The following is a 17,615-nucleotide window of genomic DNA, read 5'->3' as shown; positions in this document are numbered from 1 at the left end:
AAACGCTCGGCTGGGAAACCCCAGCCGAGCGTCTGCATAAACTCATCGCGGCCTAGACAACCGACTACGTGTTGCGACGACCGCTAGAAACCGCCCTGCTGCGGGGAGCCCCTCCGGCGTCCAGGGCTTGTCTGAACAATGCCCGCCGCTCAGCCCCGCTTCACCACCGGCTTGACCGGCGGCGCCGAGGCGTCGATCGCCGCCAGCGAGCGGCGCACCTGGTTGCGGTCCGTGGTGTACCAGAACTCCGGCATCGAGGACCGGAAGAAGCTCCCGTACCGCTTGGTCTCCACCCGCGGGTCCAGCACCGCGACCACGCCCCGGTCCTCCGCCGCGCGCACCAGCCGGCCCGCGCCCTGCGCCATCAGCAGCGCCGCGTGCGTCGCCGCGACGGCCATGAAGCCGTTCCCGCCGCGCTGTTCGACGTCCTTCTGGCGGGCGCTCATCAGCGGGTCGTCCGGCCGGGGGAACGGGATGCGGTCCATCACGACCAGCTGGCAGGCCGAGCCGGGCACGTCCACGCCCTGCCAGAGCGAGAGCGTGCCGAACAGGCAGGTGGACGCGTCCGAGGCGAACTCGCGGATCAACTCGCCCAGGGTGTCCTCCCCCTGGAGCAGGATCCGGTTGTCCAGCCGCTCCCGCAGCGCCTCGGCGGCCGTCTGGGCGCCGCGCATCGAGGAGAACAGGCCCAGCGTGCGCCCGCCGGCCGCGCCGATCAGCTCGGCCAACTCGTCCAGCATGTCGGGCCGTTCCGGATCGCGGCCGGGATCGGCGAGGTGCCGGGCGACGTACAGGATGCCCTGCTTGGGGTACTTGAACGGCGAGCCGACGTCGATGCCCCGCCAGTGCGGCACCGCGTCCTCGCCGAAGCCGGGCTCCGGGTTGTCCCCGGGGGTGCGCTCGTCCGGCAGCCGGGCCTCCGAGGGCAGGCCGACCGAGGCGGCGACGCCGTTGAAGTCCCCGCCGAGTTTGAGGGTGGCCGAGGTGAGCACCACCGAGCGCTCCTTGTACAGGCCCTCGCGCAGCAGCCCGGAGACGCTGAGCGGGGCGACCCGCAGCGAGGCCGTGCCCATCCCGAAGCGGTCGCTGCGCTCGATCCAGACCACGTCGTACTCGGAGTCCTCCAGCAGCCGCTCGGCGGTCTCGTGCAGCGACTCGGCGGAGGCCATCGCCTGCTTGCGGACCGCGTCCTCGTCGCTGAGGCCCTTGTCGCGGGTCTCGCCGAGGGAGCTGATCACCTGGCGCGCGGCGTCCCGGATCGCGGTGACCGCGTACGCCAGGTACTCGGGCAGCTCCTCGACCCGGCCGGGCTGGGCGGTCTCCATCAGGCCGTGGTAGTTCTCGGCGGCGGCCTGCAGGGCGTCCACGGCCTTCTCGTTGGCGAGCCGGGCGGCGCGCTTGACCGCCCGGTTGACCGCGCCGACGGTCAGCTCGGCGGTGGCCGCGCCGGTGACCCGGTTGACCAGTTCGTGCGCCTCGTCGACGATCAGCAGCCCGTGCTCGGGCAGCACCGGCGCGCCCTCTATGGCGTCGATCGCGAGCATCGCGTGGTTGGTGACCACGACGTCCGCCAGCTTGGCCCGCTCCCGGGCCTTCTCCGCGAAGCACTCCTGTCCGTACGCGCAGCGGGTGGCGCCCAGGCACTCCTTGGAGGTGACCGCCAGCTGGGCCCAGGCCTTGTCGGAGACGCCGGGGCTGAGGTCGTCCCGGTCCCCGGTGTCGGTCTCCTCGGCCCACTCGCGCAGCCGCAGCACGTCCTGCCCGAGCTTGCTGGCGGGCCCGCCGAGCGCCTCGGCCGCGTCGAACAGGCCCTCGCCCTCGTCGCTCGGGGTGCCCTCGTTGGCCCGGTGCAGGCACAGGTAGTTGGAGCGGCCCTTGAGCATCGCGAACAGCGGGCGGCGGCGCAGCACCGGGTGCAGCGCCTCGACGGTGCGCGGCAAGTCCCGTTCGACCAGCTGGCGTTGCAGCGCCAGGGTGGCGGTGGCGACCACCACGCGGTCCCCGTGGGCGACCGCCGGCACCAGGTAGGCGAGGGACTTTCCGGTGCCGGTGCCGGCCTGGACGAGCAGGTGCTCGGCGTTGTCGACGGCGTCGGCGACGGCCTCGGCCATCCGGACCTGGCCGGGCCGCTCGACGCCGCCGACGGCCGCCACCGCGGCATGCAGCAGGTCGGGGATGCGCGAGCGCGGGACGGCGACGGCTTCCTCGACGTCGACGGCGGCGTCGCCGTCCTCGCCTGGGAGCTCGGTCGCGCCGGGGAGCTGGGATTCGGAGTCGTTCGTCATGACCCTCCCAGCCTACGGGGCAGGGGTGACAATCCGGCTCCGTCGCCCGGGAAGATCCGTCTCCAGGGTCACCAGGGCGTTCGGGACGGTCCCGTACCGGGCGGCGTGCGGGCGGTGCGGGCGGTCCTGGTAACCGTCGAGCAGCAGCCGGTTGCGGTTGAGGCAGAGCCGGTCGATCCGGGGCCGGAACAGGTCGAACAGCTCGAAGCGCTCGCGCAGCCCGGGGAAGCGGTCCTGGTAACGGTGGATCTCGGCGCGCAGCAGGGCCCAGAACTCGGCCTCGGGCAGCCCGGTCTGCGCCTCCAGCAGCGGGGCGAGGAAGCGGAAGACGCCGATGAACAGCCCGGAGTGGATGAACTGGCAGAGCTCCTGCGGGCCGTCCCGCAGCAGCACGTCGTCGACCTCGGCGGGCAGGCCGCGCAGTTCGGGCAGGTCCTGGTCGCTGAGGTTGACGTCGTCGACGAAGTCCTTGACCGCGAGCCGGGCGGGGGCGTCATGCTCGTCGAAGACGACGATGGCGTTCTCGCCGTGCGGGGAGAAGACCAGCCCGTACCGGTAGAGGAAGTGCAGCAGCGGCGGCAGCATGGCGCCGAACAGCCGGCCGGTCCACGCGGCGGGGGTGAGGCCGGAGCGGGCGATCAGTTCGGCGGCGAGGGCCCGGCCGTCGGAGCCGGTCTGCAGCAGGGCGGCCAGGGTGCGGGCGCGTTCGCCGCCGGTCAGGCAGGGGCCGAGCGGTTCGCGCCAGATCGCGCCGAGGAGTTCCTTGTACTGGTAGGGCGCCTCGGGCAGCTCGCGGTAGAGCGGGTGGTCGACGGTGACGGAGGCGATCTCGCCGAGCAGGATCACCCGGCACTCCTCGCGCAGGTACGGGTCGGCGTCGCGCAGGCCGTGGATCCAGGCGGTGACGGCGGGCGCGGCGAGGGTGCGTTCGGTGGGCAGGCCGCGCCAGACCAGGGTGTTGAGGATGGACAGCGGCAGTTTGACGGTGCAGCGCTCGGGGTGGGCGGTGTTGAAGAAGGAGCGGATGGACTGCTGGGGCAGCCGTGGGTCACCGTCGGAGGGCAGCGGGACGATCTCGCCGGAGGCGATCCAGGGCGCGAACAGCGGGACGACCGTCTCGTCCCACTGCCAGGGGTGGACGGGCAGCAGCAGGTAGTCGTCGGCGGCCGGGCCGAGGGCGGCGCGCAGCGCGTCCGGGTCGTCGAGTTCGCGGGCGTACAGCTGCTCGGGCCGCTCCAGGCCGGGTACGCCGCGGTACTCGGCGAGCCGGCGGTGGACGGCGATCCAGGGCAGCGGGCGCGGGGTGCGGGCCTCCGGGGTCCAGCGGGCGGCGTCGGCGGCGGAGAAGCCGATCCGGCCCTTGTTGGGGACGATCCAGGGGTGGCCGTTCTGGCGGCCCTCCAGGGCGGAGTGGTCGAGGTCGGCGAGTTCGGCGGCGGTGAGCGCGGTGGCGAGCTGGTGCGCGTCGGCGGTCAGGGTGGCGGTGAGTTCGCGGATCAGGTGGCCGGTGGTCTCGCCGCGCAGTCCGAGGGCGTGCCGGGCGTGCGGGAGGAAGCGCAGCGGGTCGAGGCCGTCCGGGTCGGAGCAGCGGACCGACGCCGGGTCGACCTGCCAGCTTCCGTACGCGCCGCGGCGGGCGGTGAAGCGGTACTCGGCCTCGGGCAGCCAGAGCAGGTACTCGCCGTCGGCGGCGCCGCGGACGGGGGTGAGCAGTTCCTCGTAGGCGAACTCGCCGAGCATCTTGGCCAGCAGGGCCCGGCCGGCCCGCCGCCAGTGCCCGGCGGTCAGGTGCGGGGGCAGGTACAACGGCGGTTCAGCGGCCGGCGGTTGCGGCACGGGTCAGCTCCTGGGGGCGGGGGACGACGGGGGTGCTCTCGGTGGGGGCGTGCTCGGTAGGGGGACGCTCGGCGGCGGGCGTGCGCCCGACGACGGGGGCGGCCCCGGGCGGCGCGAAGCCGGTCCAGGCGGTGCGGGTGGGCAGCCGGTGGACGGTCCGGCCGGTGACGGCGTTGAGGATCACGGCGGCCCGGTGGGCGCCGAGGCCCAGGTCGGGGGTGCCGACGCCGTGGGTGTGCAGTTCGGCGTTCTGGACGTAGAGGCCGCCGGTGAGTTCGGGCCGGGTGGCGACCCGGTGGTCGAGGTCGACCCGGTAGCGCCCGTCCCGGTCCCAGTCGATCAGCCGGGCCAGCGGTTCGAGCGCGGCCGGGCGGGCGGCCCGGTAGCCGGTGGCGAGCACCACGGCGTCGGTGCGCAGGAGGTGTTCGGCGCCGGAGTCGGCGTGCCGGCAGCGCAGTTCGAGGCCGCCGCAGGGGCCGGGACGGGCCTCGGTGACGGCGGTGCCGGGGGTGATCTCGACCGGGGCGGTGTCGATCGGGGCGCCGATGGTGCGCTCGTAGAGGTGGTCGTGGATCTCGGCGAGGGTCTCGGCGCTGGCGGCCTTGTGCAGCTGCCACTGGGCGCTGACCAGGGCGTCCCGGACGGGTTCGGGCAGGCTGTGGAAGTAGCGGGTGTAGTCGGGGGTGAAGTGCTCCAGGCCGAGCTTGGAGTACTCCATGGGTGCGAGCGCCCTGGTCCGGGTGAGCCAGCGCAGCCGGACGCCGTCGCCCGCGTGGCGCCGGAGCAGGTCGAGGAAGACCTCGGCGCCGGACTGCCCACTGCCGATCACGGTGATGTCGCGGGCGCCGGCGAGGTCGTCGCGGCGGTCCAGGTAGTCGGCGGAGTGGAAGGCGTGCGGGTGGCCGTCGAGGGCGGTGAAGGCCTCGGGCAGGACGGGCCGGGTGCCGACGCCGAGGGCGAGGTTGCGGGCCTGCACCTCGGTCCGGCGCCCGGTCGCGGTGTCGGTCAACTCGGCCCGGAACAGGCCGCCCCCTCCCGAGCCGGCGACCCAGTGCAGGGCGGTGACCTCGGTGCCGAAGCGGCAGCTGTCGAGCCGTTCGGCGGCCCAGCGGCAGTAGTGGTCGTACTCGCGGCGGGGCAGTTGGAAGCGCTCGGCGAAGTAGAACGGGAAGAGCCGGTCCTGCTCGCGCAGGTAGTTGAGGAAGGACCACGGGTTGGTCGGGTCGACGAGGGAGACCAGGTCGGCCAGGAACGGCACCTGCATCCGGGCCCCGTCCACCAGCATGCCGGGGTGCCAGCGGAACTCCGGGCGCTGGTCGCAGAAGAGCGTGCGCAGGCCGGGGACGGGGTCGGCGAGCGCGGCGAGCGAGAGGTTGAAGGGGCCGATGCCGACGCCGAGCAGGTCGTACGGCGGCTGGGGTGCGGGGGTGTCCACGAGGGTGTCCTAGGCGGGGAGGGGGAGCCGGGCGCGGATCATCAGGGCGGCGCGCTTGTCGGGCAGGTCGAGTTCGGCGTCCGACCGGAATCCGGCCCGTTCGAAGGCCCGGACGGAGCGCCGGTTGCGGACGTCCGGTTCGGCGACGACCCGCTCGCAGCACGGGCGTCGCCACAGGATCCGCTCGGCGAGGGCGGCCAGCAGGACGGCGCCGAGGCCCCGGCCGCGGCTCTCGGCGGGGCCGAGCAGCAGGTGGACGCCGGTGTCGTGCGGGCGGGCCGGGTAGTGCCGGGCGAGCGGGTCGAGGTCGGCGCGGTAGACCTCCCAGTAGCTCATCGGGGCCCCGTCGAGCAGGCCGAGGCAGGGCACGCTGCGGCCGTCGCCGTCGAGTTGGGCCCGGAGGTGCCGTTCGGTGACGTCGGGCGGACCGGCGAGCTCCCAGAACGCGGCGATCTCGGGGTCGTTCATCCACCCGGCGAGCAGGTCCAGGTCGGCGGGCAGCCGGACCGGGCGGAGCCGGAACTCGCCGACCGGGGTGGGGATCGCGCCCCACCCCGGCAGGTCGTCGAGCATGCTCATGCGCCCGCCAGCGGGTTGGGGATGTCCACGTAGACGGACTGGGTGGCGACCGGACCGACCAGTTCGTCCAGTCCGTTGATCCGGGTGAGCAGGTTGGCCTTGCAGGGCAGGGTGGGCGCGTCGAGCAGCAGCGCGGGCAGCGCCGAGCCGGTGGCGGCGGCCCGCGGGCCGGCCAGGAACCGGCGCAGCCCGGCCAGCAGGACGGCCTCGTCGGCGAGCCCCTGGCTGCCGAAGGCGCCGACCAGGCCGAGGACGTGGTTGATGCCGAGGTAGTACGCGAAGTGGTGGTCGATCACCTCGTCCGGCAGGAAGGTGTCGCTGTGCGCGCCGAGCCCGGGCAGCCGCGCGGTGAGCCGGTCGGCGGCGCCCTCCCGGTAGTAGTAGCCCTGGTTGTCGCGGTAGCGGCCGCCGCTGGGCCAGCCGTCGGCGTCGAGCAGGACGAGGCTGTTCTGCTGGTGGGCCTCCAGGGCGATGCCGGCCCGGCCGTCCAGCCACAGGACGGGCAGCACGACGGCGTCCAGGTAGCGCAGGAACCATTCGGCGGCGACGGTCCGAAGCGGGCGGCCGCAGCGCGCGGCGAGCGCCCGCAGGGTGTCGCCGAGCCGGGACGGGACGGCGTCGCCGGTGCCGAGCGGCTGTTCGGCGACGAGCCCGGCGACGCACAGCGCGCGGTCGGCGGGGGCGAAGGGCTGGGCGCGCAGCACGGTGTCCAGGCCCCCCGGGTCGCCGAGGCCGGGGTGGTCGACGCCGATCCAGGCCGGGTCGCGCACGATGTCGAAGCCGGGGTGGGCGGCCCGCCACTCGGCGGCCAGGCCGCTCTCCAGCAACCGGTGCACCTCCAGGCCGCGGTGGAGTTCCTTGCGCAGGTTCTCCCGGCGGGAGTTGGTGATCCGCAGGCCGAGCGAGAGCTTGAGCATCCACGGGGTGCCGGGCCGGTAGACGGTGCGCACCGAGGAGGTGGGGTGCCAGGGTTCGCCGGCCGGGCCGAGGTCGTGCAGCAGCCCGTCGGCGAGCAGGGCGGCGACGGCCGGGCGGTGGGCGAGTTCGCGGGCCTGCCAGGGGTGCAGGGGCAGCGCGGCGGTGCCGGGCGGCAGGGCCGCGTGGCCGCCGAGCAGGCCGGCGGTGACCCGGTCGGCGCTCTCGGTGAGGGCGGAGCCGGCGGCGAGCAGGTCGCGGCGCACCGCGTACCAGTGGAGTTGGAAGGAGCCGTGCAGTTCGGGCGAGTAGGCGGCGCTCTGGGCCGGGCCGAGGCCGTCGCGGCTCTTCGGGGTGGGGTGCAGCGGGTGGCCGAGCAGCAGGGACTGCTCGGCGGCGAGGAAGTGCGAGCGCTCCGGGCCGCCGGAGGGGGCGGCGGTGCGGCGGTGGGCGAGGATGTCGGCGGTGCGGACGACGGAGTCGGCGACCCGGGCGGCGAGGTCGGCGACCTGCCCGGGGTCGGGGCGGTCGGCGGCCGCGGCGGCGAGCAGCGCGGCCGTGGTGACGGCGTCCACGGGGGCGTCGGCGGTGCCCTCGCCGGCCGAGAGGACGGCGGGGCCGAACCGGTGCCAGCCGGCGGGCGACCAGTAGCGGACGGGGGCGGAGAGCCGGGCGGCGCCGCCGAGGACGGCGATCCGCAGCTGGCCGTCGGGGCCGGGACGGGCGCCGGTCTCGCGCGTCCAGCAGCGCAGCAGGGCTTCCAGCGCGGCCTGTTCGGCGGCGACGGCGGGGTCCGGGTGCAGCAGCTGGTCGGGCTCGGCCGACCGGTCCGCGGGCAGCAGCGGGTCGGGCGGGGCTCCGGTGAGGGCGGTGCTCAAGGCTGCTCCTTGGGGCGCGTGGGGGTGCGGACGCGCACGGGTGGTGGAGGGGATTCGGCGGGCGCTCGCACCATCGCGTCAGGTAAGGGTTACCTATCCCCGACGGGTGATCACAAGGTCGGCTCACTCGTCCAGGTGAAGATCGGGGATTGTGCTCCACCGGGGCGGACCGCCCTGCTGGGCCGACGGGCCGACTGCGGCCACGTCACGGATCGGTGACCTCCGGTCAGGGCCGGAACCCGGGGGGCGGCCGTCGCCGTCCTGGTGACCGGTGGAAGACTCCACAGCGGCGAGCCGCCGCACGACAACCCGACCGAGCCCAGGGGGAAGCGCACAGATGCCATCGATCCACCGGTCAGCCATGGCCGTCGCCCTCGTCACGGGGACGCTGCTCGCGGCGAGCGCCTGCGGGCCGGACGGCCCGGCGGGCGGTGGGAGCGGCACCGCCGCGCCGCCACCCGCCTCCGCGAGCCCGACCAGCACCGCCGCGGGCAGCGGCGGCGTGATCGGCGGGATCACCCTCCCGTCGGGCATCCCGACCAGCCTGCTGGAGGGCCTGCCGAAGAGCTGGGACGACCTGAAGAAGTGGAAGTTCGAGGACTGGGACTCCTGGGCGTCCAAGCACGTCTTCAACAACCCGGTGGTGAAGGACTTCTGGAACCCGGACAAGATGGGCGATTCCAAGCCCGCCGAGCCGGCCCCGCCCACCGCCAAACCGGCCACCGACGACGGTGTGACCGACCCCGATCCGCCGGCGGTCAAGGCGGTGCCGGTGCCCCGCCCGTACACCAAGCAGCCGTCCGGGAAGGTGTTCTTCAGTGCCCAGGGCGGCCGGGGCAACTGCTCCGCGACGGTGATCACCGACCCGCAGCACCCGGGCAAGAGCAACCTGGTCTGGACGGCGGGCCACTGCGTGCACTCGGGCAAGGGCGGCGACTTCTACAAGGACCTGGTCTTCGTGCCCGCCTACAACAACTCGGGCGCCTCCAGCGGTGGCAAGAAGGCCCCGCTGTCCGAACTGGCCCCGCTGGGCACCTGGTGGGCCGACCTGGTCACCACCTCGCCGCAGTGGATGGTCGAGGGCGGCGGCAGCGGTGACGCCGCGAACCAGTACGACTTCGCCGTCATGCGGGTGCACAACCAGAACGACACCGGCAAGTCGCTGGAGGAGACGGTCGGTTCGGCCGTCCCGGTCTGGTTCGACGCGCCGCGCGACAAGGTGTCCGTCGCGGCGGTCGGCTACCCGCTCTACAAGCCGTTCGACGGCCAGGAGTTGTACAAGTGCGAGGGCGGCAGGCCGACCCGGCTGTCGTTCGACCCGAAGCGCCCGTCGATGCTCACCATCGGCTGCACCATGACCCAGGGCGCCAGCGGCGGCGGCTGGTTCGCCACCATGCCGGACGGGAAGACCGCCCTGGTCAGCAACACCTCCATCGGCACCCAGGACCACACCTCGCTGAGCGGCCCGTACCTGGAGGAGGTCGCCAAGCAGGCGCTGGACTGGATCTCCAGGAAGCCGTAGCGCTGAGGCCTGTCCGGCCCCAGCCGTACGGGCGGCGGAGGCCGCCCCCGGGGGACGATGCACCATGCCGAAGCACACCGGCCGCGGACCGCGGCGCCGACCCGCACCGGTCGGCGCCGCGGTGCTCGTCGTGCTCGCCCTCGCCGCGACCGCCTGCGGGCCGGACGGCTCCGGCGCCGCCGAGGCCGCCCCGCCGCCGGCCCTCCCCAGGCCGGCCCCCACCAGCCTGGGCGACCTGGCGGGCTGGAAGCTGGAGGACTGGGGCCGGTTCGTCGCCGACAGCGGCTTCGCCAACGAGGTGGCCCCGGGTTTCTGGTCGACCGCCCGGATGGCGGCCGCCAAGGGCCGGCCCACCCCGGAGTACCCGCTCACCGCCGCGCCGGGCGACGACCGGCCGGCCACCCCGCCGGCCGCCGTCGCGGCCACGCCGCAGCCGCACCCGTACGGCCCGGCCGGCGCCGTGGTCGGCCGGCTCTTCGTCACCATGCCCCAGGGCGACGCGGCCTGTTCCGGCACGGTGGTCTCCGACCCGGTCAACCCGGGCCGCAGCAACCTCGTCTACACCGCCGCGCACTGCCTGCACGACGGCAAGGGCGGCAACTGGCTGAAGAACATCGTCTTCGTACCCGGCTTCAACCGGGACGGCCAGGCGGTCCGCGGCCGGCCGTTCACCGAGCAGCAGGCCGCCCCGTACGGCCGGTGGACGGCGGTGCGCGCGCTGGTGTCGCCGACCTGGCTCAAGGAGAGCGGCGTCGGCGCCCACCACCAGTACGACTACGGGATCATCCGGGTGCGCGGCGAGGGCGGCTCCGGCACCTCGCTGGAGGAGGCGGTGGGCGGATCGGTGCCGGTCTGGTTCAACGCCCCGCGCGACCAGATCACCTCGGCCGCCTCCTACGGGTACCCGGCCGAGCGGCCGTTCGACGGCCTGGAGCTCGACCGCTGCGACTCCCCGGTCCCGCCGGCCAGGCTCTCCTTCGACCGGACCCGCCCGCCGATGTACGTGCTCGGCTGCAGCATGACCGGCGGCTCCAGCGGCGGCGGCTGGTTCATCACCAAGGACGGCAAGCCCAACCTGATCAGCGTCACCGCGATCGGCAACCGCACCCCGTCCGCGCACCTGGCCGGCCCCTCGCTGCAGGACCAGGCGAAGCAGGCCTTCGACTACTTCGCCAAGAACGTGAAGTAGCCCGGGCCCGCGAAGCCCCACCGCCGCACACGCGAAGGGCCCCCGGACTCGCGTCCGGAGGCCCTTCGTCGGCTCGGCGCCTCAGCCCTGCAGCGCCACCGCGTAGCGCTCCAGCTCGGCGGCCAGCTCGGCCGACACCTTGGCGTGCACCAGCGTGCCCTCGCCGGTGTGCTCGGTGGCGAGCAGCTCACCCTCGGCGTGCACCCGGGAGACCAGCCCGCCCTGGGTGTAGGGCACCAGGGCCCGCACCTCGACCGCCGGGCGCGGCAGCTCGTCGTCGATGAGCTTCAGCAGCTCCTCGATGCCCGCGCCGCTGCGGGCCGACACCACGATGGCGTGCGGCTCGCGGCGCAGCAGGCGCTGCAGCACGTGCGGGTCGGCGGCGTCCGCCTTGTTGATCACCACGATCTCCGGCACGTTCTGCGCGTCGACCGAGACGATGACCTCGCGGACGGCGGCCAGCTGCGTCTCCGGCTCGGGGTGCGAGCCGTCGACCACGTGCAGGATGAGATCCGCGTCGGCGACCTCCTCCATGGTCGAGCGGAACGCCTCGACCAGGTGGTGCGGCAGGTGCCGGACGAAGCCGACGGTGTCGGCCAGGGTGTAGACCCGCCCGCTCGGGGTCTGGGCCCGGCGCACGGTCGGGTCCAGGGTGGCGAACAGGGCGTTCTCCACCAGCACGCCGGCACCGGTGAGCCGGTTGAGCAGGGAGGACTTGCCGGCGTTGGTGTACCCGGCGATGGCCACCGACGGCACCTGGTGGCGCTTGCGCTCCTGGCGCTTGGTGTCGCGGCCCTTCTTCATCTCGACGATCTCCTTGCGGAGCTTCGCCATCTTCTCGCGGATCCGGCGCCGGTCGGTCTCGATCTTGGTCTCACCGGGACCACGCGTGGCCATGCCGCCGCCGGACGAGCCGGAGCCGCCACCACCCATCTGCCGGGACAGCGACTGACCCCAGCCGCGCAGCCGGGGCAGCATGTACTGCATCTGGGCGAGCGAGACCTGCGCCTTGCCCTCCCGGGACTTGGCGTGCTGGGCGAAGATGTCCAGGATCAGGGCCGTCCGGTCGACGACCTTGACCTTGACCACGTCCTCCAGCTGGATCAGCTGGCCGGGGGTGAGCTCACCGTCGCAGACCACGGTGTCGGCGCCGGTCGCGGCGACGATGTCGCGCAGCTCCTTCGCCTTGCCGGAGCCGATGTAGGTGGCGGCGTCGGGCTTGTCGCGGCGCTGGATCACCCCGTCCAGCACCTCGGAGCCGGCCGTCTCGGCGAGCGCGGCGAGCTCGGCCATCGAGTTCTCCGCCTCCTCCAGCGTGCCGTCGGTCCAGACGCCGACGAGCACCACGCGCTCCAGGCGGAGCTGGCGGTACTCGACCTCGGTGACGTCCTCGAGTTCGGTGGAGAGGCCGGCGACCCGGCGCAGGGCGGCGCGCTCGCTGCGGTCGTACTGGTCGCCGTCGTAGTGGTGGCCGAGGTCCTCGTCGATGGCCGCGAGGTCCTCGTCCATGAGGGCTTCCGCCCGCAGACCGTCGAGGCGGCGCGGGGCGTCGGCGTGGTCGCGGGTGTCGGACGTGGAGGTCATTCTGTCCTTTGGTCGCTGGTGCGGGTGGCCGGTGGGGACCGCACGTACGGTCCCACCCGGAGTCTGCCCAGCTGCCGCCCCGGTTACCGTCCGGGCGAGGTGAGCTACCCCTCAGGTCCTTGGGCGCCACCGGGGCTCCTGTGCCCTGAGAACGCCGTGGACCGGCCGTGAATTCCCCATGATGGTCGCACGCCCGGCGCGGGCCGGTCATCCCCATTTCCCCCGGGTTCCCGGGCGCCGCCGCCCTCGGGGGCCTGCGGCCGGCTCACGTCGTACACCCCGGAGACCCTGAGCATCGCCCGCATCAGCGTGGGCAGCGCGGCCGGCTCGGGCAGTTCGACGGTGTAGGTGTGCCGGACCCGCAGCTCCTGTGGCGGCTCGACCTCGGCCGAGACGATGCCGACGCCCTCGGCGGAGATGGCCGCCGTGAGGTCGGCGAGCAGCCGGGGCCGGTTGAGCGCCTCGGCCCGCAGGGTCGCCCGGTGGCCGTCCGCCGGGGCGCCCTCCGGCTGCCAGCGGACGTCCAGCTCCGCGCGCCCGGCCGCGCGCATCCGCTCCCCGGCCGGACAGCCGGTGCGGTGCACGGCGACGGCACCGCCGCGGATCGGGTAGCCGGCCACCTCGTCCGGCGGGACGGGCGTGCAGCAGCGGGCCAGCCGCACGGGCGCCCCGGGCCGGCCGGCCACCGCGACCGGGGCCGACCGGCGCTCGGTGGCCCGGTGCGCGGGCGGGGCGGGCTGGCCGCTGGAGGGGCCGGTGCGCACCACCGGCAGCCGCGCCGGATGGTCGGCGAGCCAGCGTTCGATGGCCAGCCGGGCGGCCGGGGTCCGGGCGTGCGCGAGCCACTCGGGCGAGGGGCCGGAGGGTTCGGCGGCGCGCGGCCCGTCCTCGGTGTGCACGCTCCCGGTCGGCAGCGTCTCGGTGAGCACGGCGAGCCGGTCGCCGTCCTGCAGGACGGTGGAGAGCGCGGTGAGCCGGCCGTTGACCCGGGCGCCGATGCAGCGGTGGCCGGTCTCCTCGCCGAGCAGGTAGGCGGCGTCCACGCAGGTGGCGCCGGCCCTCAGCTGAAGCGTTTCGCCGCACTCCGTCACGACGGTGATCTCGCGGTCGCCGGCCAGGTCGGCGGTGAGCGCGGACCAGAAGGCGTCCGGGTCCGGGGTCTCCTGCTGCCACTCCAGCAGCCGGCTGAGCCAGCCCGGCCGGGCCGGATCGGTGCGGTCGAGCTCGTCGGCGTCCTGGACGGCGCCGGCCGGCTCCGGGTCGCCGAGCGCGACCACCCCGGTCTCGGCGACCTCGTGCATCCGCCGGGTGCGCACCAGCACCTCGACGACCGTGCCGCCGGTCAACGCCACGGCGGTGTGCAGCGACTGGTACAGGTTGAACTTGGGAGCGGCGACGAAGTCCTTGAACTCGCCGGGCAGCGGCGTCCAGCAGGTGTGCAGTTCGCCGAGCACGGCGTAGCAGTCGGCGTTCTCCTCGACCACCACCAGCAGCCGCCCGAAGTCGGCCGGCTGCGGCCCCTGCGGCTGCCCGTCCCGCCCGGGCGCGGCGGCCCGCTTGAGCAGCACCCGGTGCAGCGAGACGCAGTGCCGGGGCCGGACGGTGACCTCGGCGGCCACCCCGGTCTCGGCCAGCTGGCGGGCCAGCAGCCGGGCGAAGGGTTCCAGCAGGGTGTCCGGCCGGTCCTCGTGACCGGACATCAGGGCCCGGGTGCGGGCGTACTCCTCGGGGTGCAGGGTGGCGAAGACGATGTCCTCCAGCTCCGCCTTGAGGACCTGGATGCCGAGCCGTTCGGCCAGCGGGATCAGCACGTCCCGGGTGACCTTGGCGATCCGCACCTGGCTGGCCGGCTTCATGTGCCGGATGGTGCGCATGTTGTGCAGCCGGTCGGCGAGCTTGATCACCATCACCCGGACGTCGTCCCCGGTGGCGACCAGCATCTTGCGGAAGGTCTCGGCCTCGGCGGCGGCGCCGAAGTCGACCTTCTCCAGCTTCGTCACCCCGTCGACCAGATAGGCGACTTCGGGACCGAACCCGGCGCCGACCTGATCCAGCGTCAACTCGGTGTCCTCGACGGTGTCGTGGAGCAGTGAGGCGACCAAGGTGGTGGTCCCGGCGCCGAGTTGGGCCAGGATCATGGTGACGGCCAGCGGATGGGTGATGTACGGCTCGCCGCTCTTGCGTTTCTGGCCGCGGTGGCTGGCCTCGGCGAGCCGGTACGCCCGGGCGAGCAGGCCGAGGTCGGCCTGCGGATGGTGTTCGCGGTGGACCCGGACCAGCGGTTCGAGGGCGTCCGGGACGGGCGGCCGGCCGGTGGCCAGCAGGGCGGCCCGCCCGGCCCGGCCGAGCGCGGCCCGGCCGAGCTCCCCCAGGGGCCGCCTGGCCCCGGCTTGCCGTGCGGACGTCGGCTGCCCCGTCAGGGGCTGCCCGGCTTCGATGGTCATCGGCGCACCTCCGGCAGCGATCACCGGCCGCCACCCCGCCGAGGGGCGCCTTCCCGGTGGTCCATGCTACCGAGCAGAGCACGTTCCGCGTTGCGTTGCTTCCCGTCCGCGACAGGCGTCACCCGAACGGGCGGATTCGCCGCCGTACGAAATGGGCAAACCGGGCCGTCAGCCCGTCAGCTCGGCCCACCAACGGGCGTCGATCTCGCCGGCGGCCACGATCACCGCCGGGCCGGTCTTCTCGATCCGGCCGTCCGGGTGCTCGGTGATGACCAGTCGGCCGCCCGGCACGTCCACGGTGTAGGTGGCCGGCTCGCCGGTGACCGCCGGGTCGACGCCGTCCCGGCGGATGGCGGCCACCGCGACGGCGCAGGTGCCGGTGCCGCAGGAGCGGGTCTCGCCGGAGCCGCGCTCGTACACCCGCATGGCGACGTGCCGCGGCCCGCGGTCCACCACGAACTCGACGTTCACGCCCTCCGGGTAGGCCCCTTCGGGGGTGGTGAGCGGCGCGGAGTACAGGTCCCCGGCGTCGTCCAGGCTCGCCACGAAGGCCACCGCGTGCGGGTTGCCCATGTTGACGTTCAGCGCGGGCCAGCGCCGCGCGCCGACCGCGACCTCGACGCCGTCCGGCCCGGGCAGCCGGGCCCGGCCCATGTCGACGGTGACCTCGCCGGGCGTGCCGTCCGCGGCGTCCTCGGCGACCCGCACCGTCCGCACCCCGGCGCGGGTGGCGATCGCCAGCTCGCCGGGCTCGGCCAGGCCGGCCGCGACCAGGTAGCGGGCGAAGACCCGCACGCCGTTGCCGCACATCTCGGCGATGCTGCCGTCGGAGTTGCGGTAGTCCATGAACCACTCGGCCCGGTCGGCCTGGTCCGCGGCGGCCGGGTCGGCGGCGGAGCGCACCACGCGCAGCAGCCCGTCCCCGCCGATCCCCGCCCGCCGGTCGCACAGCGCGGCGACGGCCGCGGGGCCGATCGCCAGCTCGCCGTCCGGGTCCGGGACGATGACGAAGTCGTTCTGGGTGCCGTGCCCCTTGAAGAAGGGGACGCCGACCGGCTGCGGGGAGGATGCGCTCACCCTCCCGATGGTACTGAACCGGCGCGCCCGCCACCGGGCCGGTCCGACGGGCGGATCAGCGCAGGTAGGCGACCCGCCAGACGGCCAGCGCGCAGGCCGCCAGCGCGATCAGGGTGTAGACCACGATCGCCTTCCAGCCGGCCCGCTGCCCGGAGCCGCGGCGCGGCAGGCCCGGCCACTTGTACCCGGCGTGCCGCGCGGCCATCGCGCCCCAGCCGACCGAGGCGGCGGTGAACAGCAGCCCGAGCATGCCGACCATGGTGGAGCGCGCCCCGGCCGAGCCGAAGGCGAGCGGGAAGGCGAACATCAGCGAGCCGAGGGTGCCCAGCAGGGCGATCGGCAGGGTCTGCCACCAGCGGAGCCGGCGCAGCGGTCGGATCTCCCGCTCGTGCACCGCGCCCGCCGGGGTGCGGGTGTCCAGGGCGGGCAGCGCGACCGCGTACGAGGTGGGCGCGTCCAGGTCGGTCAGCACGGGCAGGTCGCCCCTCGTCGACTCGTCGGCCGGTGCGGTGACACTCCCGCCCTGACCCGATTCGGGGCCGGTACCCGTCGACACGCGGCCTCCCCTGACAGTTCGACACGAGCGGACTCGCGGTCGGGCACGGTCGGCCCGCGCGGCCGACCCCTACGGCTTCGATGATGGCATGTCCAGACGGGCGTTCCGGGCCTGACCGGCGTCGACGGGTGATCCGTGGCCATCACGTGATCGGCCCGTGACCGCCGGTTCGTCCTGCACGGCCACCTGCGCGCGCAGGTGCACCGCCGGATTGGCCGGAACCCGTTCTACCCGGCCGGAACCTCCTGACGGTCGATCAGTTCGAGGGAGCGTTCCAGCAGCTCGACGGGGTCGGTGCCGGCCGGGCGGGACAGCCAGTGGATCCGGCCGTCGCGACGGAACCAGGACTCCTGGCGGCGGGCGAAGCGCTTGGTGGCCCGGACGGTCTCGGCCCGCGCCTCGTCCTCGGTGCACTCGCCGGCGAAGTGGTCCAGCACCTGCTGGTAGCCGAGCGCCCGGGAGGCCGTCCGCCCCTCCCGCAGCCCGATCCGCTCCAGCGCGCGCACCTCGTCCAGCAGCCCGGCCTGCCACATCCGGTCGACCCGCAGCGTGATCCGCTCGTCCAGCTCGGGGCGCGGCACCGCGACGCCGATCTGCACCGCGTCGTAGACGGCGGTGTTGCTCGGCAGGTTGGCGGTGAACGGCTGCCCGGTGATCTCGATGACCTCCAGCGCCCGGACGATCCGCCGCCCGTTGCCGGTCAGGATCGCCTCGGCGGCCGCCGGGTCCAGCTCGGCCAGCCGCCGGTGCAGCGCGTACGGGCCGTCCTGCTCCAGTTCGGCCTCCAGCCGGGCCCGGACCGCCGGGTCGGTGCCGGGGAACTCCATCTCGTCGATCGCCGCCCGGACGTACAGCCCGGAGCCGCCGACCAGGACGGGCGTGCGCCCGGCGGCGAGCAGCCGGTCGATCTCGGCCCGGGCCAGCCGCTGGTACTCGGCGACGCTGGCGGCCTCGGTGACGTCCCAGACGTCCAGCAGGTGGTGCGGCACTCCCCCGCGTTCGGCCGTGGTGAGCTTGGCGGTGCCGATGTCCATGCCCCGGTACAGCTGCATCGAGTCGGTGTTGATCACCTCGCCGCCGAGGCTGCGGGCGAGGGCGACGGCCAGATCGGACTTGCCGGCGGCGGTCGCGCCGACGATCGAGAGGACGCGGGGCTGGACGGTGCGGGAGCTGCTCACCGCTCCAGTCTCGCAAAACCGCCGCCGCACCGGAGACCGGGCTGCCCGTCGGCCCCGACTGCGCGACGATATGACTGTTTCCGGACATTTCCGCAGTTGGAGCCGGTTTGCGAACGGTTCGGCGGTGACGAGCGTTG

At 74.4% G+C, this 17,615-nt stretch carries 12 protein-coding genes; 2 read left to right on the top strand and 10 right to left on the bottom strand.

Features of this window, described 5'->3' with window-relative positions; all coding sequences use genetic code 11:
• Positions 1-149: 149 nt before the first annotated feature.
• From P3T27_RS37225 to P3T27_RS37205, 5 genes are read right to left on the bottom strand one after another with little or no spacing between them, the layout of a single operon-like run.
• On the bottom strand, positions 150-2,285 hold the full coding sequence (locus tag P3T27_RS37225) for an ATP-dependent DNA helicase (protein WP_280685752.1): 2,136 nt from the start codon (positions 2,283-2,285) through the stop codon (positions 150-152).
• 12 nt (positions 2,286-2,297) lie between these two features.
• On the bottom strand, positions 2,298-4,121 hold the full coding sequence (locus tag P3T27_RS37220) for an IucA/IucC family siderophore biosynthesis protein (RefSeq protein WP_280685751.1): 1,824 nt from the start codon (positions 4,119-4,121) through the stop codon (positions 2,298-2,300).
• Positions 4,099-5,556: a SidA/IucD/PvdA family monooxygenase gene (locus P3T27_RS37215; RefSeq protein WP_280685750.1), complete on the bottom strand. Its 1,458-nt coding sequence runs from the start codon at positions 5,554-5,556 to the stop codon at positions 4,099-4,101. The genes P3T27_RS37220 and P3T27_RS37215 overlap by 23 nt, the downstream gene beginning before the upstream one ends.
• A gap of 9 nt (positions 5,557-5,565) precedes the next feature.
• Positions 5,566-6,135, bottom strand: coding sequence for a GNAT family N-acetyltransferase (locus tag P3T27_RS37210; RefSeq protein WP_280685749.1), 570 nt, complete (start codon positions 6,133-6,135; stop codon positions 5,566-5,568).
• Positions 6,132-7,892, bottom strand: coding sequence for an IucA/IucC family protein (locus tag P3T27_RS37205; protein ID WP_348534196.1), 1,761 nt, complete (start codon positions 7,890-7,892; stop codon positions 6,132-6,134). Before P3T27_RS37205 ends, P3T27_RS37210 begins: the two co-directional genes overlap by 4 nt.
• A gap of 373 nt (positions 7,893-8,265) precedes the next feature.
• On the opposite strand from P3T27_RS37205, the gene P3T27_RS37200 reads away from it, so the two are divergent.
• The gene (locus P3T27_RS37200) at positions 8,266-9,450 is read left to right on the top strand and encodes a trypsin-like peptidase domain-containing protein (RefSeq protein ID WP_280685747.1); all 1,185 of its coding nucleotides are present in this window, start codon (positions 8,266-8,268) and stop codon (positions 9,448-9,450) included.
• 64 nt (positions 9,451-9,514) lie between these two features.
• Complete coding sequence (locus P3T27_RS37195) at positions 9,515-10,639, top strand: hypothetical protein (RefSeq protein WP_280685746.1); 1,125 nt, start codon at positions 9,515-9,517, stop codon at positions 10,637-10,639.
• An 81-nt stretch (positions 10,640-10,720) separates the two neighbouring features.
• On the opposite strand, the gene hflX is transcribed toward P3T27_RS37195, so the two are convergent.
• The 5 genes from hflX to miaA form a co-directional block, all read right to left on the bottom strand.
• Positions 10,721-12,223, bottom strand: coding sequence for a GTPase HflX (gene hflX / locus P3T27_RS37190; protein WP_280685745.1), 1,503 nt, complete (start codon positions 12,221-12,223; stop codon positions 10,721-10,723).
• 104 nt (positions 12,224-12,327) lie between these two features.
• A complete protein-coding gene (locus tag P3T27_RS37185) occupies positions 12,328-14,667 on the bottom strand; it encodes an HD domain-containing protein (protein WP_280685744.1) in 2,340 nt (779 codons plus the stop codon).
• Positions 14,668-14,835: 168 nt separating this feature from the next.
• Entirely contained in the window at positions 14,836-15,744 is a 909-nt protein-coding gene (gene dapF, locus P3T27_RS37180; protein ID WP_280685743.1) for a diaminopimelate epimerase, read from the bottom strand.
• Positions 15,745-15,799: 55 nt separating this feature from the next.
• Positions 15,800-16,300 (bottom strand): hypothetical protein, encoded by a 501-nt coding sequence (locus tag P3T27_RS37175; protein WP_280685742.1) that lies wholly within the window; start codon positions 16,298-16,300, stop codon positions 15,800-15,802.
• A 227-nt stretch (positions 16,301-16,527) separates the two neighbouring features.
• On the bottom strand, positions 16,528-17,478 hold the full coding sequence (miaA, locus tag P3T27_RS37170) for a tRNA (adenosine(37)-N6)-dimethylallyltransferase MiaA (protein WP_280685741.1): 951 nt from the start codon (positions 17,476-17,478) through the stop codon (positions 16,528-16,530).
• Positions 17,479-17,615 lie beyond the last annotated feature (137 nt).

It is taken from the genome of Kitasatospora sp. MAA19, assembly GCF_029894125.1.
In the GTDB taxonomy this organism is placed as follows: domain Bacteria; phylum Actinomycetota; class Actinomycetes; order Streptomycetales; family Streptomycetaceae; genus Kitasatospora.
This window is presented reverse-complemented; position numbering and strand designations above follow the sequence as displayed.